Source organism: Longimicrobium sp. (genome assembly GCA_036387335.1).
Classification (GTDB): domain Bacteria; phylum Gemmatimonadota; class Gemmatimonadetes; order Longimicrobiales; family Longimicrobiaceae; genus Longimicrobium.
Window position 1 is genome coordinate 1 of record DASVTZ010000234.1, and the last position, 25,451, is coordinate 25,451.

The 25,451-nt window shown below is 69.6% G+C and carries 30 protein-coding genes; 11 read left to right on the top strand and 19 right to left on the bottom strand.

Translation table 11 applies throughout. The features are described from left to right. Positions 1 to 56 precede the first annotated feature (56 nt). Positions 57 to 1,379, bottom strand: a complete 1,323-nt coding sequence (locus VF647_23740) for an IS4 family transposase (GenBank protein ID HEX8455112.1) — start codon at positions 1,377 to 1,379, stop codon at positions 57 to 59. A 139-nt stretch (positions 1,380 to 1,518) separates the two neighbouring features. Next, a complete protein-coding gene (locus tag VF647_23745) occupies positions 1,519 to 2,037 on the bottom strand; it encodes a hypothetical protein (GenBank protein ID HEX8455113.1) in 519 nt (172 codons plus the stop codon). Between the two features lie 304 nt (positions 2,038 to 2,341). On the opposite strand from VF647_23745, the gene VF647_23750 reads away from it, so the two are divergent. Beyond that, positions 2,342 to 3,181, top strand: a complete 840-nt coding sequence (locus tag VF647_23750) for a transglycosylase SLT domain-containing protein (GenBank protein HEX8455114.1) — start codon at positions 2,342 to 2,344, stop codon at positions 3,179 to 3,181. 58 nt (positions 3,182 to 3,239) lie between these two features. On the opposite strand, the gene VF647_23755 is transcribed toward VF647_23750, so the two are convergent. Beyond that, positions 3,240 to 3,914, bottom strand: coding sequence for a hypothetical protein (locus tag VF647_23755; GenBank protein ID HEX8455115.1), 675 nt, complete (start codon positions 3,912 to 3,914; stop codon positions 3,240 to 3,242). Between the two features lie 91 nt (positions 3,915 to 4,005). On the opposite strand from VF647_23755, the gene mqnB reads away from it, so the two are divergent. After that, entirely contained in the window at positions 4,006 to 4,770 is a 765-nt protein-coding gene (gene mqnB, locus VF647_23760) for a futalosine hydrolase (GenBank protein HEX8455116.1), read from the top strand. Between the two features lie 233 nt (positions 4,771 to 5,003). Further along, positions 5,004 to 6,155 carry a hypothetical protein gene (locus VF647_23765; protein HEX8455117.1) on the top strand — a complete coding sequence of 384 codons (1,152 nt, stop codon included), beginning with the start codon at positions 5,004 to 5,006 and terminating at the stop codon, positions 6,153 to 6,155. On the opposite strand, the gene VF647_23770 is transcribed toward VF647_23765, so the two are convergent. Beyond that, positions 6,133 to 6,687: a metal-dependent hydrolase gene (locus VF647_23770; protein ID HEX8455118.1), complete on the bottom strand. Its 555-nt coding sequence runs from the start codon at positions 6,685 to 6,687 to the stop codon at positions 6,133 to 6,135. The two genes, VF647_23765 and VF647_23770, sit on opposite strands and share 23 nt — an antisense overlap. 183 nt (positions 6,688 to 6,870) lie before the next feature. On the opposite strand from VF647_23770, the gene VF647_23775 reads away from it, so the two are divergent. Beyond that, a complete protein-coding gene (locus VF647_23775) occupies positions 6,871 to 7,662 on the top strand; it encodes a hypothetical protein (GenBank protein ID HEX8455119.1) in 792 nt (263 codons plus the stop codon). Positions 7,663 to 7,958: 296 nt separating this feature from the next. On the opposite strand, the gene VF647_23780 is transcribed toward VF647_23775, so the two are convergent. Beyond that, positions 7,959 to 9,248: a hypothetical protein gene (locus VF647_23780; protein ID HEX8455120.1), complete on the bottom strand. Its 1,290-nt coding sequence runs from the start codon at positions 9,246 to 9,248 to the stop codon at positions 7,959 to 7,961. Positions 9,249 to 9,382: 134 nt separating this feature from the next. Here VF647_23780 and trxA point away from each other — a divergent pair, with 134 nt between their 5' ends. Further along, positions 9,383 to 9,832, top strand: coding sequence for a thioredoxin (gene trxA, locus VF647_23785; protein ID HEX8455121.1), 450 nt, complete (start codon positions 9,383 to 9,385; stop codon positions 9,830 to 9,832). A 6-nt stretch (positions 9,833 to 9,838) separates the two neighbouring features. Here trxA and VF647_23790 read toward each other — a convergent pair whose 3' ends face one another. The 5 genes from VF647_23790 to VF647_23810 all read right to left on the bottom strand — a co-directional run bounded on the left by VF647_23790 (position 9,839) and on the right by VF647_23810 (position 12,413). Continuing rightward, positions 9,839 to 10,270 carry a DUF2442 domain-containing protein gene (locus tag VF647_23790; GenBank protein HEX8455122.1) on the bottom strand — a complete coding sequence of 144 codons (432 nt, stop codon included), beginning with the start codon at positions 10,268 to 10,270 and terminating at the stop codon, positions 9,839 to 9,841. Continuing rightward, positions 10,260 to 10,493, bottom strand: coding sequence for a DUF4160 domain-containing protein (locus VF647_23795; protein ID HEX8455123.1), 234 nt, complete (start codon positions 10,491 to 10,493; stop codon positions 10,260 to 10,262). Before VF647_23795 ends, VF647_23790 begins: the two co-directional genes overlap by 11 nt. An 82-nt stretch (positions 10,494 to 10,575) precedes the next feature. Further along, positions 10,576 to 11,013, bottom strand: coding sequence for an OsmC family protein (locus VF647_23800; protein ID HEX8455124.1), 438 nt, complete (start codon positions 11,011 to 11,013; stop codon positions 10,576 to 10,578). Positions 11,014 to 11,030: 17 nt separating this feature from the next. After that, complete coding sequence (locus VF647_23805) at positions 11,031 to 11,555, bottom strand: dihydrofolate reductase family protein (GenBank protein ID HEX8455125.1); 525 nt, start codon at positions 11,553 to 11,555, stop codon at positions 11,031 to 11,033. Between the two features lie 57 nt (positions 11,556 to 11,612). Next, complete coding sequence (locus VF647_23810; GenBank protein HEX8455126.1) at positions 11,613 to 12,413, bottom strand: inositol monophosphatase family protein; 801 nt, start codon at positions 12,411 to 12,413, stop codon at positions 11,613 to 11,615. 209 nt (positions 12,414 to 12,622) lie between these two features. On the opposite strand from VF647_23810, the gene VF647_23815 reads away from it, so the two are divergent. The 4 genes from VF647_23815 (at position 12,623) to VF647_23830 (ending at position 16,102) form a co-directional block, all read left to right on the top strand. Next, complete coding sequence (locus tag VF647_23815; GenBank protein HEX8455127.1) at positions 12,623 to 14,239, top strand: peptide MFS transporter; 1,617 nt, start codon at positions 12,623 to 12,625, stop codon at positions 14,237 to 14,239. A 127-nt stretch (positions 14,240 to 14,366) separates the two neighbouring features. Further along, a complete protein-coding gene (locus VF647_23820; protein HEX8455128.1) occupies positions 14,367 to 14,579 on the top strand; it encodes a hypothetical protein in 213 nt (70 codons plus the stop codon). 140 nt (positions 14,580 to 14,719) lie between these two features. Continuing rightward, positions 14,720 to 15,088, top strand: a complete 369-nt coding sequence (locus VF647_23825; protein ID HEX8455129.1) for a GntR family transcriptional regulator — start codon at positions 14,720 to 14,722, stop codon at positions 15,086 to 15,088. Between the two features lie 24 nt (positions 15,089 to 15,112). After that, a complete protein-coding gene (locus VF647_23830) occupies positions 15,113 to 16,102 on the top strand; it encodes a slipin family protein (GenBank protein ID HEX8455130.1) in 990 nt (329 codons plus the stop codon). A 600-nt stretch (positions 16,103 to 16,702) separates the two neighbouring features. Here VF647_23830 and VF647_23835 read toward each other — a convergent pair. From VF647_23835 to VF647_23855, 5 genes are all read right to left on the bottom strand, one after another. Beyond that, positions 16,703 to 16,834, bottom strand: a complete 132-nt coding sequence (locus VF647_23835; GenBank protein ID HEX8455131.1) for a hypothetical protein — start codon at positions 16,832 to 16,834, stop codon at positions 16,703 to 16,705. Further along, a complete protein-coding gene (locus VF647_23840; protein ID HEX8455132.1) occupies positions 16,831 to 17,127 on the bottom strand; it encodes a hypothetical protein in 297 nt (98 codons plus the stop codon). The genes VF647_23835 and VF647_23840 overlap by 4 nt, the downstream gene beginning before the upstream one ends. A 28-nt stretch (positions 17,128 to 17,155) precedes the next feature. Next, positions 17,156 to 17,614, bottom strand: coding sequence for a hypothetical protein (locus VF647_23845; protein HEX8455133.1), 459 nt, complete (start codon positions 17,612 to 17,614; stop codon positions 17,156 to 17,158). A 94-nt stretch (positions 17,615 to 17,708) separates the two neighbouring features. After that, positions 17,709 to 18,290, bottom strand: coding sequence for a GNAT family protein (locus tag VF647_23850; GenBank protein HEX8455134.1), 582 nt, complete (start codon positions 18,288 to 18,290; stop codon positions 17,709 to 17,711). A gap of 104 nt (positions 18,291 to 18,394) precedes the next feature. After that, on the bottom strand, positions 18,395 to 18,889 hold the full coding sequence (locus tag VF647_23855) for a hypothetical protein (GenBank protein ID HEX8455135.1): 495 nt from the start codon (positions 18,887 to 18,889) through the stop codon (positions 18,395 to 18,397). 190 nt (positions 18,890 to 19,079) lie between these two features. Between VF647_23855 and VF647_23860 the strand changes: the two genes are divergently transcribed. Next, positions 19,080 to 19,625, top strand: a complete 546-nt coding sequence (locus tag VF647_23860) for a hypothetical protein (protein HEX8455136.1) — start codon at positions 19,080 to 19,082, stop codon at positions 19,623 to 19,625. Between the two features lie 73 nt (positions 19,626 to 19,698). On the opposite strand, the gene VF647_23865 is transcribed toward VF647_23860, so the two are convergent. Further along, positions 19,699 to 20,247, bottom strand: a complete 549-nt coding sequence (locus VF647_23865) for a plasmid pRiA4b ORF-3 family protein (protein HEX8455137.1) — start codon at positions 20,245 to 20,247, stop codon at positions 19,699 to 19,701. A gap of 62 nt (positions 20,248 to 20,309) precedes the next feature. Further along, positions 20,310 to 21,188: a hypothetical protein gene (locus tag VF647_23870; protein HEX8455138.1), complete on the bottom strand. Its 879-nt coding sequence runs from the start codon at positions 21,186 to 21,188 to the stop codon at positions 20,310 to 20,312. A gap of 264 nt (positions 21,189 to 21,452) precedes the next feature. Between VF647_23870 and VF647_23875 the strand changes: the two genes are divergently transcribed. Further along, positions 21,453 to 22,937, top strand: coding sequence for an ATP-binding protein (locus VF647_23875; GenBank protein ID HEX8455139.1), 1,485 nt, complete (start codon positions 21,453 to 21,455; stop codon positions 22,935 to 22,937). A gap of 683 nt (positions 22,938 to 23,620) precedes the next feature. On the opposite strand, the gene VF647_23880 is transcribed toward VF647_23875, so the two are convergent. Both VF647_23880 and VF647_23885 read right to left on the bottom strand, forming a co-directional pair. Then, positions 23,621 to 23,848 (bottom strand): addiction module protein, encoded by a 228-nt coding sequence (locus VF647_23880; protein HEX8455140.1) that lies wholly within the window; start codon positions 23,846 to 23,848, stop codon positions 23,621 to 23,623. A 173-nt stretch (positions 23,849 to 24,021) separates the two neighbouring features. Beyond that, on the bottom strand, positions 24,022 to 25,451 hold a 1,430-nt coding region (locus VF647_23885), incomplete at its 5' end, for an aldehyde dehydrogenase family protein (GenBank protein HEX8455141.1).

Consider the following 25,451-nt stretch of genomic DNA (forward strand, 5'->3'; position numbering starts at 1 on the left):
CGCGCAATGCCGTTTACCTAAGCACCTCAAGGGTCCGCATCACCGTCCGGGAGCAGTCACTCCGCTTCCGGACGGGATAGCGGCTCTGCTTTCGTTTGACCCCACGATTCACCTGCCGGCTCCGGCGCTCTCCGACGTCCTCCTGGAGAATCTCCGCCAGTACGGCGCAATGCAGGTTTCTCCACCCCTGAGGGGGGAAGGGCCGCGAAGCGCGGGAGGGTGCGGCGGACGACGCGGGCGGTGTGGATGAAGGAGATCCGATCCGGATCTCTGCCTGCATGTACCGCCGCCTCGTGCATCAGGCCCCGCAACGAGAAGTGGGCCAGCAGCAACCCATAGATCTCCTGCCGGATCAGGTCAGGCGTCTGGCTGCGCAGCACCGTTCGCGCCCCGCGCAGGTGCGTCTTGAACTCGTCCAGTGTCGTTTCGAACTCCCAGCGCTCAGCGTACAGACCCGCCAGCTCATCGGCCGGAGCCAGGCGCCAGTCCAGAATCGAGGTGATGATCCGGACCACCTCGTCCTCGCCCTTCTGGTTCTTCACCTTGTATTCGATCACCCGCACCCGCATCTGGGATCCTCCCTTCCGCCTGGAAGGGAAACGGCTCAGATACGACCCGTCCGGCAGGCGCTCTTCCTCGACAAAACGAATCCTGCTTCGCACCCTCCACACCAGCTCGGCGCCGGTTTCGACGGCCTGCGCCCAGAGCTCGTATCCCGGGAAGTACCGGTCCGCCAGGCAGAGCATCCCCTTCTTCAGCCGGGGGACCACCTGCCGCGCCAGTGTGACTTCCCCCGTGTAATAGCCACCCAGCACGGCACCGAAGAGCACGTGCGTCCCCACTTCGACCAGTCCTACGCCGCGCACCAGCGGATACGCGCTCTTTCCTCCGGAGGGTGACTTGGGGCGGCCAAAGGCCTCTTCGTTGTCGATCGTGTCCGGTGTCTCCAACGTAAGGCCGTCCAGCGCCACGACATGCCAGCCGCGGTAGAACGCACCCTGCGTCCGTGCGTCGGCAATCGGCTTGACGATCCTGTCGTACAACTCCTTCACCGGCTCCAGTCCCAGGCGGCTGCGCGCCCGCGAAATCGCGCCTTTGGTGGCCGGCACCACCACGACGCCCAGCCCAACGATTGCCTGCAGACCCGACAGCAGGAGCCGCAGCACCTCGCGCGACCCTTCCGCCCGGTAGAGCGACAGGGCGATCACATAGTACATCATCACGTGCGCCGGAAGATCACGCACACGCTTGCTCGCCTTGCCGGTCTCCCGAAGAACTTCGTGGACCTGGTCCAACGGAAAGCGCGTAGTCAGCACCCCGATGTTCATCAGGTCCGTCAGCCGGTCTCCTTCGTGCCGCACTTTGCTCACACGAGCCATCCGGGCCTCCTCGGGCTGGGGTCCGGTTAAATCCTACCTCGCCTGGTGAACAAAGTAAACGGTATTGCGCGAAGGCGGACTTTGTGCTTTTGTTGCCGCGAGTTTACTCGCCTGGGCACCAGCCGGGCACCAGGGACCCTCAGGGCTCCGGCTTCAGGACGCCGCGCTTGACGGCGGCTTCGAGGGGGGTGGGGACGGCGTAGTAGGGCTCGCCCATGCGCGCGGCAAGGTCGCGGACGCTGTCGGCGCGGGCGTTGTAGAGGTCGGCGGCGGCGGCGTGGCGGTCGTGGGCCTGCTGGTACTCGCGCAGGCGGAGGTTGCGCTCCACCACGTGGTGATTGTAGCGCTCCAGCTCGGCCTTGTACCGGTCGTACAGCGCCGTGGGAAGGTAGCCGCCGTTGGAGAGGCGGTTGTAGCGCATCAGCGAGCGGCGCTCCTCGTCCAGCTTGTGGTCCTCCGCCTCCATCACCTCCCTCCGCCTGCGCGACTCCGCCCGCGAAAGCGTCAGCTCCGCCCCCGAGTCCAGGAGGCGCTCGCGCAGCTCGCCCACCTGGCGCCGCTCGTCGCGGAACGCCGCCCAACGGTAGAGCTGCTCGCTCAGCTTTACCCCCACGACGGCCAGGAGCACCAGGAGCATGAAGCGGGGCGTCGACTTCATCGCGGAGCGGCGGATGCGGGGTGGCGGAGGGAGGCGCGCGAAGGTCGCAACCCGCGCGCACGATGGAAGATGCAGGCTTCGTCCAAACTCCGCAACATCCGCATCGCCGCGCCCGCCCCGCGCGGGCGCGCGCGAGGAAACACGTGTGTACGTGGCACGTATCGTGCGGCGTCCGATACGTCTCGACCGGGACGCGCAACGGCGTCCGGCGCGAAGGACCCAGCAGGAGGAGCACGCGATGCAGCCCAGCCGTAGACGCCCCCCACCGCCCTGGGAACGAGGAGGAGCCGCCCCCCGGCACCCGGTGGGCCGCACCCGCCGCCGCTTCACCGATTCGCCCGAGTGCGCGCAGCGCTACCGCCGCGCCTATGACGGCGCCGGTGACCGCAGCATCGACGGCGAGCGCCGCGCGAGCGAGGGGCTGCAGATTCGCCGCCGGCAGCATGGCGGGCTGATGCAGACCTTCCGCCGCACCCCGCTCCGCGACGGGCTCGTGGGGCTGGCGATCGTGGGCGGCGCGGCGCCGCTGGCGATGTCGCGGCTGGACGCGCTGCGCACCGACCGGTCGCACGAGTCGATCGTCCCCTCCGTGGGGAACATCGTCCCGCTGACCAACGGCGCCGTGGGGCAGGCCTGGCGCGACGCCACCGACCAGGTGGACGCCAAGGCCACCGAGCAGGTGGCGGCCAAGTCGGTGGAGCGCGAGTCGTTCATCCAGCAGAAGGTGGAGCGCTACCAGGACATGGGGCTCGACCGCAAGCTCGCGGAGAGCATCTACGACCTCGCCCTCGAGGAGAACATCGACCCGGACATCGCGTTCGGTCTGGTGCGCACCGAGAGCGAGTTCAAGCCGACCGCGCAGAGCCACGTGGGCGCCATCGGGCTTACGCAGCTCATGCCCGCCACCGCCCGCTGGATGCGCCCCGGCACGCAGCCCGCCGACCTCCGCAAGCCGGAGGTGAACCTTTCGATCGGCTTCCGCTACCTGTCCGAGCTGATCGAGAAGTACGATGGAGACAAGGAGCTGGCGCTCTTGGCCTACAACCGCGGCCCCGGCACGGTGGACCGCGTGCTGAAGCGCGGCGGCGACCCGGACAACGGGTACGCCAAGGCGGTCATCACCGGCGAGGGCGTGCACCGTTAGCCGCCCCGCCATCGTGCGAAGCGGGCCCCGGAGCAATCCGGGGCCCGCTCTTCGTTTTTCAGAGGCCGGGGCGCAGGAGGAAGACCCACTCCCAGCCGTCCTCGCCGCGCATGAAGCCGGTGCGGAGGTCGGGGTAGTTGGGCGCGGTGGCGTACTCCGGCGGCGCCGCCCACACGCGGGTGCCCGGGACGGGCGCGACCCCGCGGTCCAGCAGCCCTGGGAGACGCGCCAGGTTCTGCGCGCGCGCGCCCATCAGCTCCCGCACGGCGGGAATCACCCCCTCCACACCGCCATGCGCGTGCACGAATGTGCGCGACATCGCCATGCGCAGGGCGGCGGAATCGCGGCGTACGGCCGCCGTGCGCACCGCCAGGACGAACTCGGCGAGGTCGCCGTTGCGCGCGTCGGCGGGGGTCTGCGGCACCCAGATCACGCGCCCGCGGTCCGCCCAACCGGTCGGCGCGCCGGGGCACACGACGCAGCGAAGCTCGAGCGAGTCGCCCGCGTCCTGCAACACGGCCAGCCGCATCCCCAGGTACGGGAGGCGGGTGGGCACCGCGCCGCGAAGGAGGAGCCCCGCCTCGCGGCTCCACACCTCGACCGGCTGGACGACTGGCGTGACCACGGCCGGAAAGGGCTCCAGCGGCGGGATGGGGGGCGGAGCCGGCGGCGGGGGCGGAGGGCTCGCGCAGGCGGCGGCGACCAGGAAAAGTGCGGCGGCGTATCGCTTCATCGGCGGGTCGGATGGTGTGCGTGTGCGCGGCCACGGTTTTCCGCGCCGCCGCGCGCGTGTAAATTCGCCCGATCCGTGCCGAACGCAACCCGTGCTCCCGGAGCCGCCGCTGAATCCCGCCTCCCCCGCCCCCCTCGCGCTCCTCTGCTCGGTCCCGTTCGAGTGCGCCGCGCTCATGGACGCGCTGGAGGGCCGGCACGAGGAGCTCGTGGGCCGCAAGTCCGCATGGAGCGGGCACCTGGACGGGGTGCCGGTCATCCTCTTCCCCTGCGGGATGGGGAAGACCAACGCCGCCCACGGCGCCACCGCGCTCCTCGAATCGCGCCCTGTTCGCGGCGTGCTCGGCTTCGGCGTCGGAGGCGCGTACCCCGGCTCGGGCTTGGTGCTAGGTGACGTCGCCCTCGCCTCGCGCGCCGTCTACGGCGACGAAGGGGTGACCGCGCCGGGCGGGTGGATCGACACGGAGGGAATCGGCATCCCCCTCGTGGAGCGCGGCGGCCGGCGCTGGTTCAACGCGTTCGATGCGGATGCGGCCCGCGTCGAGGCGGCGCGTCGTGCGCTGGATGCGGCTGGAATCGAGGCGCGCATCGGCCCGTTCGTCACCGTCTCCGCCTGCTCCGGCACCGGCGCCCGCGGGATCGAGCTCGCCGGGCGCTTCGGCGGGCTGGTGGAGGGGATGGAAGGCGCGGCGCTGGCGCACGTCGCCACGCTGTACGACGTTCCCTTTCTGGAGCTGCGCGCCATCAGCAATGCCGTCGAGGACCGCGACCTCTCCCGATGGCGCCTCCGCGACGCCGCCGATGCGGCGCAGCGGGCAGTGCGGGTGGTGGTGCGTGCGTGGGCCGCCGGGGGATGAATCCGGCGGCTGCAACTACGCGAAGCCGCTGAAGCGGGCTGCGACATTTGTCATCCCGAGCGACGCGCGGCACCGTCCTCTCCCGCTCGCAAAACCCTGGCGCGGAGCGAAGGATCTACTGTGCGTTCCGAGGGGACCGCGGGTGGCGCAATCCCCGGCGCGTACACCGTAGGACGGAGACGGGGCGGGCACGGGCAGCCACATGGGGCTGCCCCTACGATGATGGGGATCGGGTGGGGGACCTACTATTCACTGAGACGGGCGGGCGCGTGGACGAGATCGGGCGGGAGAACCTACGCGAGCGGCTCCTGGGGCGCATCGGGGCGGGCGTGGAAGGGGAGGCGGAGGACTTCGATGAGCTGGCGCGTGGCGTGTTCGCGCACCAGTTCGCCTGCAATGCGCCGTACCGATTGTTCTGCGAGCGGCGCGGCGCGACTCCCGATTCGGTGACGAGCTGGAAGGAGATCCCGGCCGTCCCCACCGATGCGTTCAAGGCCACCGCGCTGGTGTGCGGCGATCCGAACCGCGCGGCGGCCATCTTCCGCACCAGCGGCACCACCGCCGGAACCGAGCGCCGCGGAACCCACTACCTCACCGAACTCGCCCTCTACGACGCCGCGCTCCGGGCCGGCTTCCTCGCCCACCTCCTTCCCGGCGGCGCGCCCATGCGCATCCTGTCGCTGGTGCCGCGCGCGGACGAGGTGCGCGATTCGTCGCTCTCGCACATGGCGGCGGAGGTGATGCGCGACTACGGCAAGCCCGGCAGCGGCACCTTTGTCTCGGCCGACTTCGGGATCGCGCACGAGGAGTGGACGGCGGCGCTGCGCACGGCGGAGGAGGACGGCGAGCCGGTGTGCGTCCTCGGGACGGCCTTCGCGCTGGTCCACGCGCTGGACGCGATGGCGGCGCGCGGCGAGCGCTTCCGGCTTCCACGCGGCTCACGGCTGATGGACACGGGCGGCTTCAAAGGACGCGCGCGCGAGGTGACGCGGGACGAGCTGTACGGCGCGATTGGCGAGCGGCTGGGGATCGGGCCGGAGTGGTGCGTGAACGAGTACGGGATGACGGAGATGAGCTCGCAGTTCTACGACGGGGTGGCGGGCTCGGCGGCGGCGGACCTCGCGCGGCGGCGGCACGTGGGCCCGCCATGGGTTCGGACGCGCGCCACCGACCCGGAAACGCTCCGCATCCTGCCGCACGGCGAGACGGGCGTGCTCCGCCACTGGGACCTCGCCAACCTGGACTCCGTCGCCTTCATCCAGACCTCGGACCTGGGCTTCACGTCGCCCGAAGGGTTCCGGGTGATCGGCCGCGCGCAGGGCGCCGAGGCGCGCGGCTGCTCGCTGGCGATGGACGACCTCCTCAGCGCGCTGCGGCTCGGCTGAGGCGCCGCCGCCGCACGAGCTGCGCGATCCCCGCCAGCGCCACGAAGATGGCCGCCGCCAGCAGCGTCTGCGCGAACAGCTTGGCGAGGACGGGCGGATCGAAGAGGCTGTAGGACGCCGCCCTGAATCCGCTTCCCGTTTCGAACTGCACTCTGGGGAAGAGCTTGCCGATGGCGTAGGGTCGCGCCGGGGTGAAGGGCCAGCCGAGCATCAGGTTCGTGGGCCCGCTGTCGTCCAGCATGTCCACCAGCAGGTGCGATCCGTAGCTGGTTCCAGCCACCAGCGCCCACCTTCCGCCGGCCACCGCGTAGACCGTCAGCGTCAGCACCACCACCGCGGTGATGCTGTGCGAAAAGGTGCCGTGCAGCGACGCGCCGCGCCCCGTCATCAGCCCGAGCACGATGTCGAAGTCGGGCGACACGGCCAGGAAGCCGGCCAGCGTCCACGCCTTCCAGCGCGGAAGCGGCTTCGCGGCGATCGCGATCTCGGCCAGCCCCGCGCCGATCAGAGCGTGTGCGGGAGGAAAGGACATCCGTGAGGCTCAGCGTGAAAAAAGGCGGAGGCCCTGGCATCAACCGTTCCAACGCGTTCGCCATCCTGCGCAACCCCTTGCCGGGGAGCGGTTTGCACCCTGCCGGGTCCGCAACTTGCAAACCGCGCATCCCCCGCCCCCTGGGGGGCAGATGGAGCACCATACCACGACGGGAGGAACGCGATGCCAGGCTACGGACGCGACTACAACCAGGGCGGCGGCTTCATGGACCGCGTGGGGAACGGCTTCCGCCGCATGTTCGGCGGCGGCAACGACTACAGCCGCGACTACGACACGGGCGCCGGCTACCGCGGCGGAATGCAGGGCGGTGGGATGGGCTACGGCAGCGGCGGCGCGGGGAACGGCAACTACGGCGGCCATGCGGAAGGAAACGGCCGCTACATGGGCCAGGGTGGCTTCGGCGGCGGGTACGGGCAGGGCGGCTACTCAGGCCAGGGTGGCTATGGCAACCAGGGCGGGTACGGCGGCCAGGGCGGGTTCGGGGGCCAGGGTGGCTACGGCACCCAGCGCTTCGGCGGCGGCAATCAGGGCGGCGGCTACTCCAGCCAGGGTTACGGCAACCAGGGCGGCTACGGCGGGCACCTGGATGAAGACCGCGTGCGCTTCGTGCGCTACGACCGTGACTTCGGCGCGCAGGGCGGCTACGGAAACCGCGGCTACACCGCGCAGGGCGGCGGGATGCTCTACGGCCGCGGCTACATGGACTACGACAACGACTACAACGCCGGCGGGCACCGCGGTGGGCAGGCGCAGGGCGGGATGAGCCGCGGCGCCGGCGGGAACACCGGCGGATACAGCGGCGGCGCGGGTACCGGCGAGTGGGGGAACTACGGCGGCGGCGGCGCGTACGGTGACTCGAGCGCCTTCCGCGGCTCCAACGCGGGCGGCTTCGAGCCGGGCCGCTACTTCCGCGGCTACGGCGTCGGCAGCTCCAACCGCTACTCGCCCTACTGAGCCGGCGGGCTGAACGGCGGATGAATCACTGGCGGGCGCTCCTTCACGGGGCGCCCGTCGTGCATTCCACCCGGCGGATCGAGACGAGGCGAGGGCGGGCAGACACGCAGGTCTGCCCCTACCGGCATTGGTGCGCGGGGCGAACGTCGAGGGGCGCAGAGCACGGGCGCGATAAATGGCGCCCCTACGAGGCATTCGTGCGGTGGCCACGCCCCCTCTCTCGATAACGGCGAGGGCGCAGCCCTCTCCTGTTATCGGGAGAGGGGGCAGCGAGGAACGAGCGGGGGTGAGGGCCCTTACTCCCCAAACAGATCCCCGTCCCCCGGCACCCCACGCCTGCCCCGCGCCCGCGGCGGGCGAACCACGCGCTCCTCCGGAAAGATCACCACCGCGTCCGGTTGCGCGAGCGAGCAAAAGACAGCGCGCCCCTCCTTTTTCAGCAGCGCGAGGGCCCCGCGCACCTCGTCCTGCGTCAGGTCCGAATCGGTCAGCCCCGCGAGCACCTCGCGGAACGGAAGCGTCTGCCCGCGATGGCGCCCCGCCAGGAGCTCGGCGGCTGCCATGGGATCTGCGCGGCGCGAGGGCTCGGGCGGGGGCTCCGATTCGCCGAAGAGATCCAGCACCTGTGCCGGCGGCGGCTCCACCGGCTCGGATGAGGGCGGCAGGAGGACGGACGCGGCGCGGTCCTCCAGCCCGGCGCCCTGCACGGCCGCATTCAGCGCCAGTGCCGCGTCGGGCTCGGAAGAAACGAGGAAGAGGTGCGCGGCGACGGCATCCTCTCCCGCCGCAACGCGCGCAGTCTTGAGCACGCGCCCGTCCGCCGCCTTCTCCAGCCGCGCACGGAAGCGCTCGAGCACGGCCTCCAGCGCCTGCCCCGTCCCGCTCTCGCGCTCCGCCGCGCGCCATCCGAAGACCCACTCGTGCCGCGCGTCGCCCAACAGCGCGGAGCAGCCCTCCACGATTCGCTTCGCAAAGGGCGGCAGGTCGGCGAGCGGGCCGGTGAATTTGCCCTGCTTCTCGAAGTCGGCGTGCGGGAAGCGGAGGAGGAGGTCGATCGCGGGATCGCCCAGCACGGCCTCGATCAGCGCCCACGGAAGGCGGCGGGCGCTCGGCGGCGCCATCCAGAGAAGCGCGCGGGCACGCTCCGGGAGGGCAAGCATCACGTCCGCGACGTTGCGGAAGTCGGCCTCGACCAGCCCCACCTCGCCGGGACCGAGCGTGGCGGGATCGGCGGCGTCGCGGACGCGGTCCCCCCACCCGATCCCCTCCATTTCCGCGCGGAAGCGGGCGAGGAGGGCGGGGTCCTCTTCCACCAGCACGGCCGACGCGAGCTCCGGCGCCGCATCCAGCACCGCGCGAACCGCCGCCACCGCGCGCGAAGGCCCCTGCCGCCCCGGATCTCCCACCCCGAACGAGTACTCGGCCCCGGCGAAGGCATCCACGTACACGATGCGCCCCGGCGCGCCGGGCTCGTCCTCCTCCGCACGCGCGGCTGCACGCCCCGCGTCCCGCGCCCACGCGCCGGCGAACGCGGCGAGCACGGGGTGCAGCGCGGCGTCGAGGGTGGGCGGCGGAGCGGGCTTCACGGCGAAGGGCGCGGGGTGGACGGGTGGGTGCGGGCGAACACTACACCCGAATCCATACCGAAGCAACCCGGCCCGCAGGTTGCTGCACTGCGCGCGGGACGCTGGGTGCCACCCGATAAACCAGGAGGGATGCCATGGATGCAACCGCGTCGCGCAAGGCGACCGTCGCCTGCTCGTCGTGCGGGCGGCTGAACCGCGTGGACCTGTCGCGCGCATCGGCCGGGCCGAAGTGCGGCGCGTGCGGACGCCCCATCGCGCTCGACCGCCCGCTGGCGGTGACCGACTCCACCTTCGACCCCGTGGTCGGCGGATCGGACGTGCCGGTGCTGGTGGACTTCTACGCCGACTGGTGTGGCCCCTGCAAGATCATGGCGCCGGTGCTGGACGCGGTGGCGCAGGCGCGCGCCGGCTCCATGCTCGTCGCCAAGCTGGACACGGACCGCAACCCCGTCCTCGCGCGCCGCTTCCAGATCGCCTCCATCCCCACCCTCATCGTCTTCCGCGGCGGGCACGAGGTGGGCCGCGAGTTGGGCGCCATCCCCCGCCCGCGCCTGGAGGCACTGCTGGACGGCGCGACGAGGTAAGCAGGGCTACGCGCGGGCGGTTCCTCGGGGCCTTCCACCCTTGCGCCCGTTCGCGCGCGCCGCCGCCGCTTTGGCCGTGCTGGTCGCGCTGCCCCCCGCGCGCCCAAGCTCCGCCATCCAGCGCTTCGATCCGAAGATCCCGGCTACGAGCCCCGGGACGCTCAGATCCACGTCGAGGGTTTCCCAGTGGAGCCCTGACCCGCCGGGCATCACCTCCACGGTCGCAAGATCGGCGGCGCTCGCGCCTCTGAGCCCCTCGCCAAGCTGCGCGGGAAACGCAAAGAGACACCCGTTGCTCAGTTCCACCACCACCCTGCCAGTGCTCTTCTGATAACGGGCGCTCCTGGCGCGCGGCTCAGTCTCCGCGGCGATTCGCCCACGTTCCCGAGCGGCCGGAAGCTGCGCAAGGATCTCTTCGTCTGTCAGCTTACGTTCCATGGATCTCCTCCCATGCGTCGTTCAGCCTCTTTCGATGCGCGTCCACGATGCGGATGGCGCCGACCACCTCGCTCGGTTTCATTCCGATGTACTCCCGAACGCGAATCGGGTCCAGCTCAATAACGGCCTCACCGGCGGCGGTGAATACGTGCACGTGCGGCGGGCGGTGGTCGTTGGGCCAGATAACGACGCGGAATCCATCCTCCCGGTGAACGGTCGGCATGCTGAATATAACCTAACGCTTGGGTTCGTGCAAACCAACGATAGTGCCCCGGCACAATGCCGGGGCACCTTGCCGCATCTCCTCAATCCGCCGAAACCGCCGCCGGCTCTAGCTCCACAGTCCAGCCGGTGCGGATGTCGGGGGCGAGGGAGGCGGCCACGGAGCAGTACTTGTCGAAGGAGAGTTGTACGGCGCGCTCCACGTGCTCGCGGGGGGAGTCGGTGGCGACGCGGTAGGTGAGGTGGAGGTCGGTCAGGCGGCGCGGGTGATCGGGGGCGCGGGAGAAGCGCACCGAGACGCTGCACGCGCTGGGCGGCGTGCGGCGCTTCTCCAGGTAGTCCACCACGTCGATGGCCGAGCACGACGCGATCGCCACCACCAGCGTGTCCACCGGGCTGGGCGCGGCCTCCTTTTTCCCATCGACTACAAGCGTGGGGCCTCCGGGGGCGCCCCCGCGGTACCGCATTCCGCCTTCCCACACCACCTCGATCGGGTACTCCACGGGCACTCCATCCGGCATCAATTCCTCCTCGTTGGTCAGTCGTCGCGTGGGACCGCGTAGGACAGCGTCACCATGCCGCTAGGATACGTGTGCGTCCCCGCCAGCGCGAGGGCGGTGCGCGGCGCATCGGGCGGCAGCAGCGGCACGCCGCCGCCTAGCAGGATGGGGACGATGGTGACTTCGACCGTGTCCACCTGCCCCGCCGCGAGCAGGCTCCGGAACAGCTCTCCGCCGCCGAACAGCCAGATCTCGCCCTCGCCGGGCTCGGCGCGCAGGGCGGCGACGACCCCGCCCGCGTCCTCCGCGACGACCGTGACGCCCGGGTGATCCTCCGGACGCAGGGTGCGCGAGAAGACGTACACGCGCGTCCCGGCCGCCCAGGGCGCATCGCCAGACCGCGTCAGCTCAAAGCTGTGGCGCCCCAGGAGCACCGTATCCACCCGGGCAAAGATCGCCGCGAAGTCGACGGTGGGATCGTTCGGGATCCAATCGAACTCCCCATCCGGCCCGGCGATGTACCCGTCCAGGCTCGCGGCCACGTTGTATCGCACCCGGCGCATCTCCCCTCCTTTTCTTTCTGGACCCTCTGTGTCTCTGTGTGAGGCTGTTGCGGTTCCTCAGATACTCGCCACGTGCCGCCCGGCGAGCTCCATCAGCCAGCCGTGGATATGCCCGTTGCTGGCCAGCACCCGCCCCGTGTCGAGCGGCTCGCCGGAGTCACCGGGCCAGCCGGAGACGCGCCCGCCCGCCTCGCGCACCAGCAGCATCCCCGCCGCCACGTCCCACGGCGCGAGGCCGACCTCGAAGAAGCCATCCAGCCGCCCCGCCGCCACGTTCGCCAGGTCCAGCGCCGCGCTGCCGTCGCGGCGCACGTCGTGAGTGGCGCGCACCGCATCGGCCACCAGCGACATGTAGGCGTCCAGGTTCCCCTTCCCCTTCTTGAACGGAAAGCCGGTGCCGAGCAGCGCGCCGGACGCCTCGCGCACCGCGCTGACGCGGATCGGCTCGCCGTTCAGAAAGGCGCCGCACCCCCGCGCAGCGTGGAAGACCTCGCGCAGAAAGGGCGCGTGGATCACCCCGGCGCCCAAACCGTCGTCGTCCGCGAAGGCGATGCTCACGCATACGAACGGATGGCCGTGCACGAAGTTGGTCGTCCCGTCCACCGGGTCCACGATCCACCGCCGGCCGGACGTCACCGCCGACGACGAGAGCTCCTCGCCCACCACCGCGTCATCCGGAAAGCGCTCGCGGATGCGCTCCGTCACCAGACGCTCGACCGCCTCGTCCACCTCGGTCACCAGGTCGGCGCGGCCCTTGAGCCGCACGCGGTCGGCGCCGGTGCGCGCGGCGATCAGCTCGGCGGCGTCGTACGCGGCGTCGAGGGCAAGGCGCAGCTCGTCGTGGAACGGCGTGGGCATCGGGCGTCAGGAAAATGGGGGCGGAACTTCGGGCCGCGCCGGGGGATACGCATGCAGCGGCCCGCGCGGCGATCTGGCGTCCTTCCAGGACCGATGGTACATTGGGCGTTTCCGCGCGCAAAAGCCACCCGTCGCAGCGAAGGCCGGCCCCCGGTCGGACGTCCGTACGCACGCAGTCAACCTTTACATCCACCCGTCACGGTCACGCCATGGCAAATACCCCCCTAGGGTCGTCGAGAGAGGCAGCCGCCACCCTGGACCTACCCCCATCGCAGACGGGCTTCGCTGACACCGGCTTCTTCGGCCATCCGCGCGGGCTGGCGACGCTGTTCGGCACGGAGATGTGGGAGCGCTTCTCGTTCTACGGGCTGCGCCCCCTGCTGGTGCTCTTCATGGCCGCCGCGCTCACCGAGGGCGGCTTCGGCCTGGAGCGCGACCAGGCCTCGGCCATCGTGGGCATCTACGGCGCCTCCGTGTACCTGGCCTCGTTGCCGGGCGGCTGGGTGGCGGACCGGCTGCTGGGGCTGCAGCGCGCCATCTTCATGGGCGCGGTGCTGATCACCGGCGGGCACCTCTCCATCGGCCTCTCCGGGCTGGCGGGGGCGGGCACCGCGGGGAAGGCGCTCTTCTTCCTCGGGCTGATCCTGATCGTGCTGGGGACGGGGCTGCTCAAGCCCAACATCTCCGCCATCGTGGGCGACCTGTACCCCGAGGGCGGCGCCCGGCGCGACGCCGGCTTCTCCATCTTCTACATGGGGATCAACATCGGCGCGTTCCTGGGCCAGCTCGTCACCGGGATCCTCGGCGAGCGGGTGGGCTGGCACTACGGCTTCGGGGCGGCGGGCGTGGGGATGTTCTTCGGCCTGCTGTACTACGCGTACTCGGCGAAGCGCACGCTCGGCGGCATCGGTGCCGGCCCCGTCCGCCACCCGGACGCGGCGGTGCAGGCGCGCCAGGAGCGGCAGGTGAAGCTGTTCACGGGGATCGGCGTGGGGATCATCGCCCTCGTCTTCATCCTGGCGCTCGCCGGCGTCTTCGTGCCCGACGCGCAGGCGATCGGCAAATCGATGACGTTCGTGCTGGTGGGGCTCGCGGTAGCCTACTTCGCCTACATCTTCGCCATGGGCGGGCTGAACGGGGACGAGAAGAAGCGGGTCGCGGTGATCGTGGTGCTCTTCCTCTTCGCCGCGATCTTCTGGAGCGCCTTCGAGCAGGCGCCCACCTCGCTGAACCTCTTCGCCAAGGACTTCACCAACCGGACCGTGGCGGGGTGGGAGGTTCCGGCGACGTGGTTCCAGTCGATCAACTCGGCGTTCGTGATCCTCCTGGCGCCGGTCTTCGCGGTCATCTGGGTGGCGCTCGCGCGGCGCGGGTTCGACCTGTCGAGCCCCACGAAGTTCGCGATGGGGCTGGCGTTTGCAGGGCTGGGCTTCTTCATGATGATCTTCGCCGCGAACATCGTGGTGTCCAGCGGCGGCGCGGCCAAAGTGTCGGCGTGGTGGCTGGTGGGGAGCTACTTCTTCCAGACGGTGGGCGAGCTCTGCCTGAGCCCGGTGGGCCTGTCGTCGATGACGAAGCTGAGCCCCCGCAAGTACGTGGGCCAGATGATGGGGATCTGGTTCCTGGCCTCGGCGGTGGGCAACCTGATCGGCGGGCTGGTGGGCGGGCACGTGGACCCGGAGAAGCTGGAGCAGATGCCGCAGCTCTTCACCACCACCACCGCCTCGCTGATGATCGCGGCCGTGGTGCTCGGCATCCTCGCCATCCCCATCCGACGCATGATGGCGACGGCACCCGGCGGAGAACGCGCCGCGGGCGTGCACTGACGCGCGGCGCGGGCGGATGACGCGAACGGGGCCCCCTCACTGCGGGCCCCGTTCGCCGTTCATGGGGAACGCGCGCCGCGCAGCCGTTTACAGGAGGCGAAGCGGCGAACCCCCTACCCGCGGCACGATGAACGGTACAAGCATGTTGAGCGACGAGCAGATCGGCGAAAAGATCCGGGCGCTGGAGCTTGAGGAGGACTACATCCGCGAGCTCCTGGCCTCGCTTGGCTTCGACCCCGCGGACGGCTTCACCTCCGCCTCGATCGCGGCGCTGGAGCACGCGACGATGGACGAGCGGCGGAGGGCGGCGCTGCGGACGCTGGCGCTCGCGAAGGACTGAACTGCGGGAATGGGGAATGGGGAAGTGGGGAATGGTAACCCCAACACCCACAACCCTGAGACTGTCCCCAACGTCTCCCCGATCCCACGGTTCCCGATTCCCCATTCCCCATTCCCCATTCCCCATTCCCCATTCCCCCGATGTTCCACCTCGACCCCTCCGACCCCACCCCCATCGAGGCCCAGCTCGTCCGCACCGTGCGCTCGGCGCTGGGGGCGGGGCTGCTGGAGCCGGGCGAGCGCATGCCGACCGTGCGGCAGCTCGCGGTGGAGCTGCGCGTGGGGGCGAACGCGGTGGCGCGCGCGTACGAGGAGCTGGAGCGGCAGGGGGTGCTCGAAACGAAGCAGGGGGTCGGGACCGTAGTGCGGTTGTCGCCGAGCGCCATCCAGCACGAGGAGCTGCTCGCCGAACTCTCCGCGCTGGAGGACACCTTCCTCCGGCAAGCAAGCGAGCTGGGGTTTTCGCTGGACGAGGTCATCATCCACCTGGACGGCCGCCGCCCGCGGTAAAAGGCACACATGCCAGGCAACAACATGGTTCCGTCGAAGGGCAACATGATCGCGCCGCAGAGCAACGCGCCGCGTCCCAACTTCATCTCCGCCCTCGCGTTCGGCGTCCCCACCGTGGCCGGCGCGATGACGGCGGCGGCGGTGAACACGCCGCTGGCGGCGGTGGTGGGCCTGGGGCTGGGGATCGTGGCCGCGCTCTCGCCCAAGATCGCGCAGCACTGGGAGCGCGCCGTGGTGCTGCGCTTCGGGCGCTACGCGGGGCTGCGCGGGCCCGGGCCGTTTTTCGTGATCCCCTTCGTGGACAGCATCTCCGCGTGGGTGGACCAGCGCACCGTCACCACCGCCTTCACCGCCGAGGAGACGCTCACCTCGGACACCGTGCCGGTGAACGTGGACGCCGTGCTCTTCTGGACCGTCTACGACCCCGAGAAGGCCGCCCTCGAGGTGCAGGACTACACCGCCGCCATCAGCTGGGCGTCGCAGACGGCGCTGCGCGACATCATCGGACGCACCTCGCTTTCCGAGCTGCTGCGCGGGCGCGTGCGTATCGAAAAGGAGCTGCAGACGCTGATCGACGAGCGCACCACCCCCTGGGGCGTCACGGTGCACTCGGTGGAGATGCGCGACGTGGTGATCCCCGCCGCCCTGCAGGACGCCATGTCGCGCGAGGCGCAGGCGTCACGCGAGAAGTCGGCGCGCATCATCCTGGGCGAGGCCGAGGTGGCGATCGCGGAGCTGTTCGAGCAGGCCGCCGAGCGCTACCGCGACAACCCAACCGCGCTCCAGCTCCGCCAGATGAACATCCTGTACGAGGCGCTGAAGCAGAAGGGCGGAATGATGGTGATCCCCAGCACCATCGTGGAGTCGATGGGCCCGGCCGGGGTGATGGGCACCGCCGCGCTCGCCGGCCAGGCGCAGCAGAAGCAGGACGCCGACGCCGTCGCCGATCTCCCGGCCGCGCCCGGGCTTCCCAACCTCCCGCCGGCCGCGGACCTGCGGGTGTTCGGGGGGTAGAGGGCCCCACCCCCAGCGTCGCTCCGCGACGCATCCCCCTCCCCCAAAACTGCCTGGGGGAGGGGGGAAGGGCCCCCTCCCCCGCTCGTTCCTCGCGGCCCCTCCCCCAAACTGCGGGGGAGGGGCGTTTCGCGCAGATCTCTCCCTTTCGCGCAGATTCGGTAGGGGCGCGATTCATCGCGGCCGCCGCCGCCCCCGCCTGAACTTCCGCCGGCGGCACAGATGCCGTAGGGGCAGACCTGCGTGTCTGCCCTCCCCTGCCTCGCCTCAACCTTTGCCATCCGCCCCCTGACCCGCACCCGCACGGGCACCGGCACACGCACCGCGATCGGCACCACGACCGTCACCCGCGACCCGCACCGGGACCCGAATCGGTAGGGGCAGCCCCATGTGGCTGCCCGTGCTCTCCCCGGCGCCGAAACCGGCGGCGTCAGGCCTCCCGCTCGCGGAGCACCTGATAACCCCGTACAACATCAAGCATCACACCAGCACGCCGAGGAGCAACACCACGCCCGCGCCAGCCACGAACCACCACGCCGTGAACCGGCGCAGCCTGGCACCGTCCGGGGTGAAGAGCGACGGTCGAAAGAAATCGAGAATCTAGATCTGCCGTGGGAAGCCGAAGGATTCCTTCTCGTCCGGATTCCGCAGATACTTCCGCGGTCGGAACGCGAGGTCGTTCACCCCCATCGCCCACACCACGAGCGCGATCCAGAAAAGCGCATCGATCAACTGCCCCTCCCCTTGGATACCAGGTACTCGCTCGCGCAACGACGGATCAGCGCCTCCGCCTCGGGAAGCGGGAGGTAGCTGGCTGCGCGCGGGCCGCCGGGGTATAGGGCGGTTCGATAGAAGCCGTGCACCTCGCTCTGGATGCTGGCGGGATCGACCGCGGGGTCCTCGGAGACCGCGAACTCCCAACTCTCGTTGCGCGCGCGGAAGTACAAGGCATTACCATGCACCGTCCCCTCTGCCTGGACGGGAGCGGCGGTGGTGGTGAAGCGGAAGGTGAGCGGCAGGGTCATCGTGTGCCTTGTTCAAACGTGCGCGGAGCTACGATCCCGCGCTCTCGCGCTTCCACATCAGCAGAGCGAGCCAGAAGACGAAGGCCTGGACGGAAGATGGCCAATCCGCCGGGAGCTCGATCAGGACGCGGCGCGTAAAGGTACCGGCGGGCGCGACCCGCCCCACCTGCTGCTCACCGTCGAACAGACCGAAGCGCCGGGCCCACATGGATTCCTTGCGCAGCGTGAACGCCCGCTTCCCCACCTCCAGCTCAAAACGGTCGCTGAACACGCTCGGCTTGATGGCGCGCGCAAGCGTGCTCCCGTTCCACTCCAGGATGAATGCGCCGCTCATCATCCCCTCGCGGTAAAGCCGAAAGGTCTCGCCGTCGATCTGCACGTCGGCCTTCTCGCGCCACGATGACGCGTCCAGGTCGGCGATCAGGCGGCCGTCCTGTTGAAGGTGGAAGCCGCTGGAGAAGATGCCTTTGGGAACTGCTTCGATCACGAGCGCCTCCTGGCCGGGTGAACTGCCTGCCGGGATGCGCCGGCACACCATGGGCTACGGATGCACAAGGGCATGGTTTCGGGGATCGTCCTCGTCATTGCGCCGATTGGGTCTCGATCCTCGTGTCGGCGCCAGCCGGCGTGCGCAGCGCCGCGGGTGTGTCGAGGCGGAAAACCTCCACCGTCCGGGGGGTGCCGTCGGCGCGGGCGGTCTGGTGGGGGCCGATGTAGGTGAAGCCGAGTCCGCGCGCCACCCGGGCGCTCGCGTGGTTCTCCGTGTCGCACCAGATCTCGGCGCGCTGCACGGCGTGCGCATCGAAGGCATGGCGGGCGAGAGCGGCCGCCGCGGCGCTCGCCACCCTCCGCCGAAGCCACGAGGAGCGCACCCAGTATCCTACCTCCAGCGCCCCCGGCCCGGGATACGGGTGAAGGCTCGCGCCCCCCAGCAGCAGACCCGTGTCTGCGTGGAGCACGGCGAACCGCCAGCGGCTCCCCTCCGCGAAGTCCTGGGCGTACCGGGACAGCCGCGCCGCCAGCACGTCGAGCGTGGTCGGCTCTTCAGGCGCCCAGGACATCCAGGGGCGGAGCGCATCCAGACTCTCGTCGATGGCCGCGCGCAGGGCCGGCGCGTCACTCGCGCGCCACGGCCGCAGCAGGAGGGGCGGAGGGGTCGTCATCGGGGCAGGTGAGCGGTTCTGGATGGTGGGGTCTCACGCGGAGGCGCGGAGACACGGAGAGAACTTCGGTTGGCTTCCGTCGCGGTGAGGCAAGGCCGCGGCTCTCATTCGCGGAGCCACTTCAGCATGGCGGGATACGGCGGAAGCCCCTGCTCGCGCGCGTTCCGGTCGTCCAGGGTGAGGCCCATCCACTGGAGGAGCGGGACGCCGACGTAGCGCCCCTGTCCGAAGTTGTCGAGAAAGGATGCCGATGCGCCGCGGTAGCCGTGCGGGTGGAAGACGACGGCGGGGTCGATCTCCAGGTGCAGCGCCGCCGCGTACGACCACGCGATCGCGCCGATCTCCTCGCCCAGATCGGCGCCGACGTCGCCGGCGCGCTCGGTACGGTCGGCCGCGGTCATCATCGCCAGGTGCCCCGCCTCGTGGAGGAGGTCGCCGGGGGAGAGGAGGCGCGCCTCATCGACCAGCATCCCCCCGCGCTCGATCCGCACGCCGGGGAGGAACCCGTCCTCCGGCAGCTCGCACGCACGTACCTCCAGCCCGATCTCGCGCAGGAACACGGCGATGCGCGAGGTCAGCGGATCAGCAAAGGTGTGCATGCGGAGGTCACCCGGGATGGGAGCGGTGTGGCGTACTCTCCCCAACCTTCACGGCGCGCACCCCGCTCGCAAGCACCCGCTCGGTCGCCGTGGCAGAAAAATCTGCCAGGATGGCCGAACCGCACTGGCCCGGCGGCTGCAACGCGCGCGGGCCGCAGTTCGTCCACCACCCTTCAGCCCGGAGGAACCCATGAAGGCATATCTGTCGATGATCCTGGTCGTCGCCTCCGCCGCCGCGTGCGCGCCCTCCGCGCCGCAAACCGCGCCCGCGCCCCGCCGCGCACAGATCGACACGGACGTGCCGCCGATCCTCGCGCTGCTGAGCGACCGGGAGCGGCTGTCGCTGACCTCGCAGCAGGTGATTGCGCTCGACTCGATCGCGCGGGAGTGGGACGTCACGAACGTGAAGCTGAACCGCCGGCTGGGCGTGGCGCGCGGCAAGCGCCCGGTCACTCTGGCGCTGAACCCGGCCGCGAGCCCCACCCGCGCCGCCCTCGCCGACAACAACCGCCGCGCCGCCGAGGCCGTGCAGCAGGTGCTGACCCCCGCCCAGCGCGATGCCGCCTGCGCCATGCCCCGCGCCATCGGAGCGCGCGCCTCGAGCCGGAATGGCGTGGTCAAGGCCTCTTTCGCCGGACGCGGCACCGCCCGGCACGATGCCCGGCACGTGACGGTTCGTCCGGCCTGGCACTGGTGTGCCGCGACGGCTCCCGCCCAGCCGCTGGCGACGCTGTAAGGCTGAACCAGAACAGGTGACCGAAGCTCTCCCGCGTGACGCCGAAGACTCGCCGTCACGCGGGCTGTTTCATCTAGAAGATTTTCCGCAGCGTTCGGTTCACTTCCTCCCGATCGAATACTTCGGGGTCGAAGTCGTCACCCATCCACTCTCGCCTTTCCTCGTACTCTTCGTGCTCGGGATTGCCGAGCACCTCCAGCAGATCATCGTAGCCCCAGATGCCCCCGCAGTCCTCTGGGGGACAGGCGCGCTCGCCCGCGGTGCATACCGGAAACTCCAGGGGCTGCTCCGGCCGCACGATGGCCTCGACGCGCACCTCGTGCACCCAGTCGTCGCCGAAGTCGTAGACGTACAGCATCCGCTGTCCCGGCTTCGTGAGCACGCGGTAGAGCAGCGCCTTCCGCTCGTCATGCACCCGTAGCCCGCCCGGTTCGACAGGGCCGTAACGCTTGGCGCCGGCGGTAAACTGGTGAAGGTGGTCGTCTGCCCAGCCCATGCTGGCCTGGATCACGTGGTGCAGCGCTTCCAGCGTGATCGTCGCCCGGACGTGAAGCTGCCTCCAGATGGGAGGCTCGGTCCCCAGGAGCGTCACCCGGAGCTGAAAAGTCGGTTCGATAGCCATTGCGAGTTGGGGCGATCGCGTTGCAGGGATGACTCTTACGTATTTTCCTCAAGATGGAGCCGCTACCTTCCATGCCGAGCGGAGGTGCCGCGCAGCTCCAGGATGAGGCGCCGGACGGACGGGTCCCGAAGCTGGCGCTGTGCGGCGAGTGCCGCGACGAAACGGTCCCGCTCCACGCCCGCGCGACCACGTTCGTGGATCATGTGCGCGAACCGGAGCGCTTTGAGTGCGTCCTCGTCACGTGGCGGCCGCGCGGCATCCTCCGCGCCCCAGCGCGCCGGTGGGTGCCAGCGCGCGACCTTTCTCTGGTACTCGCCCAGGTACATCCACAGCCCGTACGCGATGGAGACGCTGCGGAGCGCCGACCGCGGAACGCGCCTGGCCCACTCCACCTGCTGGTACCAGCGCCAGGTGTTCGGGCTGTTCTTCGACCTGCTGGTGATCCCCAGGAACCGGATGCGCCTGCGGACCGCCGCCACGTCCACGCGCGCGTCGGCGGCCCAATGCTCCAGCAGCCCCAGGAAGTGCCCAAAGGTGTTTCCCCCGTACACCAGGTCCACGAACACCTTGGGACGCTCGCTCGCCGCGATCTGGCCGGGCGAGAGGCCGAGGCTGGTGAGCTGCTCGCGGATCGCGGCGATCGCCCCGGGATCGGTGCGAGCGAGCTGATCGACGTCCGAGTGGCGCATCGAGAGGTTCAGCAGCACGAGCCGCTCGCTCCACGAGGTGTCGCTCAGCACCCCCGTCAGGTAGTCGAAGATGCTCTCCGGAGAGCGCCCCACGAACACGAGGTCCCCGTCCGCCGCCGCCGCGACCACCCGCACCCCGCAATCGCGCAGGTCTAGAAAGAACCCGCGGTACGCATGCTCGCGGTCTCCCTCCAGCAGAGTGCCCAGCGCGGGCCGCCCGGCGAGTTTCCAGCGGAACGGAAGGGGGGTCACGTTGGCTTCTGAGTGCTCTTCAGGTGCATTTCCGCAGCCGCGCCCGGTTATCGGAGTTCGCAGGGCTAATTAACCTGGCCGCACGCCAGAGATCAAGCCACGCGCTGAGGTAGGTCACCGCGCGCTGATGCACGTCCGACCCACGAGGTGATTGTCGCACTTGCGCGGGCAACAAATCCGCTACAGAATACGATCTACAATTACGTTTGTATACAAGCATGGTTGTATACAAACGTAATTGTATATACATCTCCGATCCATCGCATGCATGACCCAGAACTGCTCGTCGACCGCGAGAGTGAACTAGCGCGCCTGAGTGAACTGATCGCCACTGGTGAGCCGAAGCTGGTGCTGATGTATGGGCGCCGCCGCGTGGGAAAGACATACCTCCTCGGCCGGGCGTGGAAGGAAAACGAAGCCCAAACCTTCTACTTCACGGCGGCCGAAACGACGCCCGCGCAGAATCGCGCGGCGCTGGTGGCTGCGCTCGCGGAGTGGTCTGGCGAGCCGATCGACCCGGAGGATTACCCTACATGGCGCAGCGTATTTCGCCTGCTCCTGGACTTCCGTGCGCCGCAACCGCTGGTCGTCGTTCTGGACGAGTTCCAGTACCTCGGAGAAAATCCCGGCGATCTGCAGGCGGTGACGTCCGAGCTCAACGCCGCGTGGGAGATGCGCCGCCCACGGCGGCCGCTCGTGCTGGTGCTCGCGGGATCAGCCGTTCGCACCCTGGAGGCGCTCAACGAGGGTGGGTCACCCCTGTACGGACGATTCGCCTGGCAATGCCGGCTGCGGCCGTTCAACTACTGGTACGCCGGAGAGATGGTCGGGTATGCCGATCCCAGGGAGCGCGTTTACGCCTACGGCATCTTCGGCGGAACGCCTCGATACCTGAGCGCCATCAACCCGAAGCGGTCCGTCGCGCGTAACGCCATCTCGCTGATGCTGAGCCCCTCCGGCGAGGTCCGGGAGCTCGTCCAGACCGCTTTACTCCAGGAGCAGGGCCTCCGCGAGATCCAGAAGTACGCGGCGATTCTGCGCGCGGTGGGAAGCGGCCGCACGGAGCTCAACGCGATCGCCCAGAACGCGGGACTCGCCGCGGACACGGGACTTCGTGACAAACTGCAGCGCCTGATCGACCTCGACTACGTCCGCGCGGGCCGGAACCTGGGAGCCAAGCCCAGAGAACCGTTTCGCTACCGGATCGCCGACCCGGCGCTTCGCTTCTACTACGACTTCGTCGCCCCGCTGGAAAGCGCGCTCGCGACGCAGGATCCCCGCCTGGTCTGGGACCGCCACATCCAGCCCAACCTCGACGGCTACATCGGGCTGATCTTCGAGAGCGTCGTGGAGGAGGCATACTACCGACTTCAGGGACAGCTCGACCTGCCGCTCGTACGCGAATGGGGGCGTTGGGAGGGCCTGGATCGCGACCGCCGGTCGCTGGAAATAGACATCGCGAGCATCCTGATGGACAAGCGCGTCCTGACGGGCTCCGTCAAGTGGCACAAGGATCCGGTGGACGTGGAGGTACACACGGAGCACCTCGCCATGCTCGAACGCCTCTCCCAGGCCGGAGTGAGCTGGGCGCACCGGGCCAGGAGCCCCGACTCGCCCCTCCTTTACGTCGCCTCGAACGGGTTCACGGACCGGTTCATCCAGGCAGCGAAGGCGACCCGGGAGGAAGTCTATCTCTGGTCACTCGAAGACATCTTTCAGCCGCTCTCCGATCCTGACGCTACATCCTGAGAAGAGGGGCATGGAGAGATCGTGCGACCTAAAGCACCTATGCAAGCACACAGGCCCCGCGTCGCCGCGGGGCCTGTGTCGCTCCATCTCCGTGGATTCGTTCGTCAGACAGCAGGACGTGTAGCGGGGCGAACGGCGAGGAGGTCGTCATCACGCACCTCTCGCACGTCCAAAGCGGAGACAGTCTTTAGTGCGAGCGTCCTTCCCGAGGCGGTCACGAACTCCACCTCCAGTGCATCAGCGGCGTAGATCTGAACAACTGCGCCGAGATCACCGGTCAGGAGCCCCGCGTCCGGGAAGTCTCGCAGCAGGACGACTGTCGAGTTCGCGAAACGGAACGGTCATGCGGTCCTCGGTCAGCAAATGAACCGCTTCGCGTGGTACCGCTCACCTTCGCCGACTGCGCCACCGCCTCGGCGACTGGCGCCAGTGAACGCACGAAACGATGACGAGCTCGTCATCCAAGATAGAGAAGATCAGGCTATAGGGAAAACGACGTAGGAGCGCCCGGCGCATCCCGCTGCGGATCGTGGGATAATGCAGCGGATTGTTCTGCACTGAGGCTATGGTCGTATCCAGCGCGTGGAGGAACTCCGCACTCAACCCAATGCGACGTTCCTCGTACCACTGAGCAGCCTGTGCGACTTCCTCCAGTGCGTTCCGGCGGTAGACAAGCCGAAGGGTCACGCGCCGAAGCGCTCACGCAGCCAGGCTCGGGCTTCGTCTCCAGGGATCGCTGACGATGGATCCGCCCGGTGCTCGGCCAGACGCTCCTCCATCTCCTCAAGCTGCTCCAACGACAGCGGCAGCGCATTAGAAGCGGCCGGGATGCTGTCCCAGAGATCCTGCGCGAGCTGGATACGCTCGGCTTCGCTCAGCTTCAGCAGTTCGGAAAGATTTGCAGGGCTCATGTTGCAATATTAACCCTGACGCGCGCTAGACATCAAGCCAGCCATTGAAGTGGGTCACCGCGCGCCCGCACATGTCAGATGCACGGCGTATTCAGAGCGCTCAACTCGCCCCAGACGCACACAGGCCCCGCGTCGCCGCAGGGCCTGTGTGGTATCCAGCTCATGCGCCCGCGCTACTCCCCGTACGGCACCCAGATGTTTTTGACGTTGGTGGCGTGGCGGAGGAACTCGGGGCCTTCGGCCTGCTCGGCGCTCTCCCAGTCGCGGGTGCGACCGTAGTTGACAAAGGTGCGCTTCATGTTGCCGGTGGAGAGGCGCTCCACCTTGGTGCTCCCCTCCGCGCCGCCGAAGTACCACATGGCGTCCACGTCGTCGTGGCCGGCGAGGGTCTCGGAGAGCTCGTCGCGGCGGCCGGTGACGATGTTCACGACGCCGCCGGGCACGTCGGAGGTGTCGAGGATCTGGTAGAAGTCGGTGGCGGCGAGCGGGTGGCGCTCCGAGGGGATCACCACCACGCTGTTCCCCATCGCGATGGCGGGGGCCACGAGGGAGACGAAGCCAAGGAGCGGCGCCTCGTCCGGGCAGGCGATCGCCACGACGCCGATGGGCTCGTGCATGGCGAGGGTGACGTTGCGGAACGGGGTGGAGTGCACCGCGCCGTCCCACTTGTCCGCCCAGGCGCCGTAGGTGTAGAGGCGGCGGATGGAGAGCTCCACCTCGCGCGCGGCCCCGCCCTCGTCGCCGGTGAGGGCGGCGATGCGGCGGGTGAACTCGTCCGCGCGGGCGGCGAGGTTCTCGGCCAGGTAGTAGATCACCTGCGCCCGGTTGTGCCCCGTCCCCTTGGCCCACCCGGAGGCCTTGTGCGCCGCCTCCACCGCGTTGCGGATGTCCTTGCGGTTGCCCAACCCTACCTCGCCGACGACGCGGCCGTCCGCGCCTGCGACGGGCATGGAGTAGCCGCTGTCCGGGCGCGCCTGCTTGCCGCCGATGTAGAGCTTGGCGGTGCGGTCGATGGGCGGAAGGGAGGGTGCGTCAGTGCGTGAGTGCGCGAGTGCGCTCACGGCGTCTGCGGTCTTGCCTCGGCCCTTTTTCGCCGTGGCCTGAACACCGCCCTCTTTCCCCTGATCCTTTTCCCACTTCGACTTCACGTACTCCCACAGGCCCTCGCGTCCGCCCTCGCGGCCGTAGCCGCTCTCGCGATAGCCGCCGAAGCCGGATGCGGCGTCGAAGAGGTTGGTGGAGTTCACCCACACCGTCCCCGCCTTGATGCGCGGGGCGATGTCCAGCGCCAGGTTGATGTTCTCCGTCCACACGCTGGCGGCCAGCCCGTACGGGGTGTTGTTGGCCAGCGCCACCGCCTCGTCCGGGGTGCGGAAGGTCATCAGGACGACGACGGGGCCGAAAATCTCCACCTGCGCCACGGTGGATGCAGGGCCGACGTCGGTGAGGAGCGTCGGGGGGAAGAAGCAGCCCTCCTGCGGGCAGCTCCAGGACGGCTGCCAGAGCGTGGCGCCCTCGGAGCGTCCCTGTTCAACGAGATCGCGAATCTTTTCGAGCTGCGCGGGGTCGATGATGGCGCCGATGTCCACCGCCTTGTCGAGCG

Bases quoted from the DNA above. Each gene is read 5' to 3' on its own strand.
- VF647_23740 (HEX8455112.1), bottom strand. From the start codon at position 1,379: ATGGCTCGTGTGAGCAAAGTGCGGCACGAAGGAGACCGGCTGACGGAC.
- VF647_23745 (HEX8455113.1), bottom strand. From the start codon at position 2,037: ATGAAGTCGACGCCCCGCTTCATGCTCCTGGTGCTCCTGGCCGTCGTG.
- VF647_23755 (HEX8455115.1), bottom strand. From the start codon at position 3,914: ATGAAGCGATACGCCGCCGCACTTTTCCTGGTCGCCGCCGCCTGCGCG.
- VF647_23770 (HEX8455118.1), bottom strand. From the start codon at position 6,687: ATGTCCTTTCCTCCCGCACACGCTCTGATCGGCGCGGGGCTGGCCGAG.
- VF647_23775 (HEX8455119.1), top strand. From the start codon at position 6,871: ATGCCAGGCTACGGACGCGACTACAACCAGGGCGGCGGCTTCATGGAC.
- trxA (HEX8455121.1), top strand. From the start codon at position 9,383: ATGGATGCAACCGCGTCGCGCAAGGCGACCGTCGCCTGCTCGTCGTGC.
- VF647_23790 (HEX8455122.1), bottom strand. From the start codon at position 10,270: ATGGAACGTAAGCTGACAGACGAAGAGATCCTTGCGCAGCTTCCGGCC.
- VF647_23795 (HEX8455123.1), bottom strand. From the start codon at position 10,493: ATGCCGACCGTTCACCGGGAGGATGGATTCCGCGTCGTTATCTGGCCC.
- VF647_23800 (HEX8455124.1), bottom strand. From the start codon at position 11,013: ATGCCGGATGGAGTGCCCGTGGAGTACCCGATCGAGGTGGTGTGGGAA.
- VF647_23805 (HEX8455125.1), bottom strand. From the start codon at position 11,555: ATGCGCCGGGTGCGATACAACGTGGCCGCGAGCCTGGACGGGTACATC.
- VF647_23810 (HEX8455126.1), bottom strand. From the start codon at position 12,413: ATGCCCACGCCGTTCCACGACGAGCTGCGCCTTGCCCTCGACGCCGCG.
- VF647_23815 (HEX8455127.1), top strand. From the start codon at position 12,623: ATGGCAAATACCCCCCTAGGGTCGTCGAGAGAGGCAGCCGCCACCCTG.
- VF647_23820 (HEX8455128.1), top strand. From the start codon at position 14,367: ATGAACGGTACAAGCATGTTGAGCGACGAGCAGATCGGCGAAAAGATC.
- VF647_23825 (HEX8455129.1), top strand. From the start codon at position 14,720: ATGTTCCACCTCGACCCCTCCGACCCCACCCCCATCGAGGCCCAGCTC.
- VF647_23830 (HEX8455130.1), top strand. From the start codon at position 15,113: ATGGTTCCGTCGAAGGGCAACATGATCGCGCCGCAGAGCAACGCGCCG.
- VF647_23840 (HEX8455132.1), bottom strand. From the start codon at position 17,127: ATGACCCTGCCGCTCACCTTCCGCTTCACCACCACCGCCGCTCCCGTC.
- VF647_23850 (HEX8455134.1), bottom strand. From the start codon at position 18,290: ATGACGACCCCTCCGCCCCTCCTGCTGCGGCCGTGGCGCGCGAGTGAC.
- VF647_23855 (HEX8455135.1), bottom strand. From the start codon at position 18,889: ATGCACACCTTTGCTGATCCGCTGACCTCGCGCATCGCCGTGTTCCTG.
- VF647_23860 (HEX8455136.1), top strand. From the start codon at position 19,080: ATGAAGGCATATCTGTCGATGATCCTGGTCGTCGCCTCCGCCGCCGCG.
- VF647_23865 (HEX8455137.1), bottom strand. From the start codon at position 20,247: ATGGCTATCGAACCGACTTTTCAGCTCCGGGTGACGCTCCTGGGGACC.
- VF647_23875 (HEX8455139.1), top strand. From the start codon at position 21,453: ATGCATGACCCAGAACTGCTCGTCGACCGCGAGAGTGAACTAGCGCGC.
- VF647_23880 (HEX8455140.1), bottom strand. From the start codon at position 23,848: ATGAGCCCTGCAAATCTTTCCGAACTGCTGAAGCTGAGCGAAGCCGAG.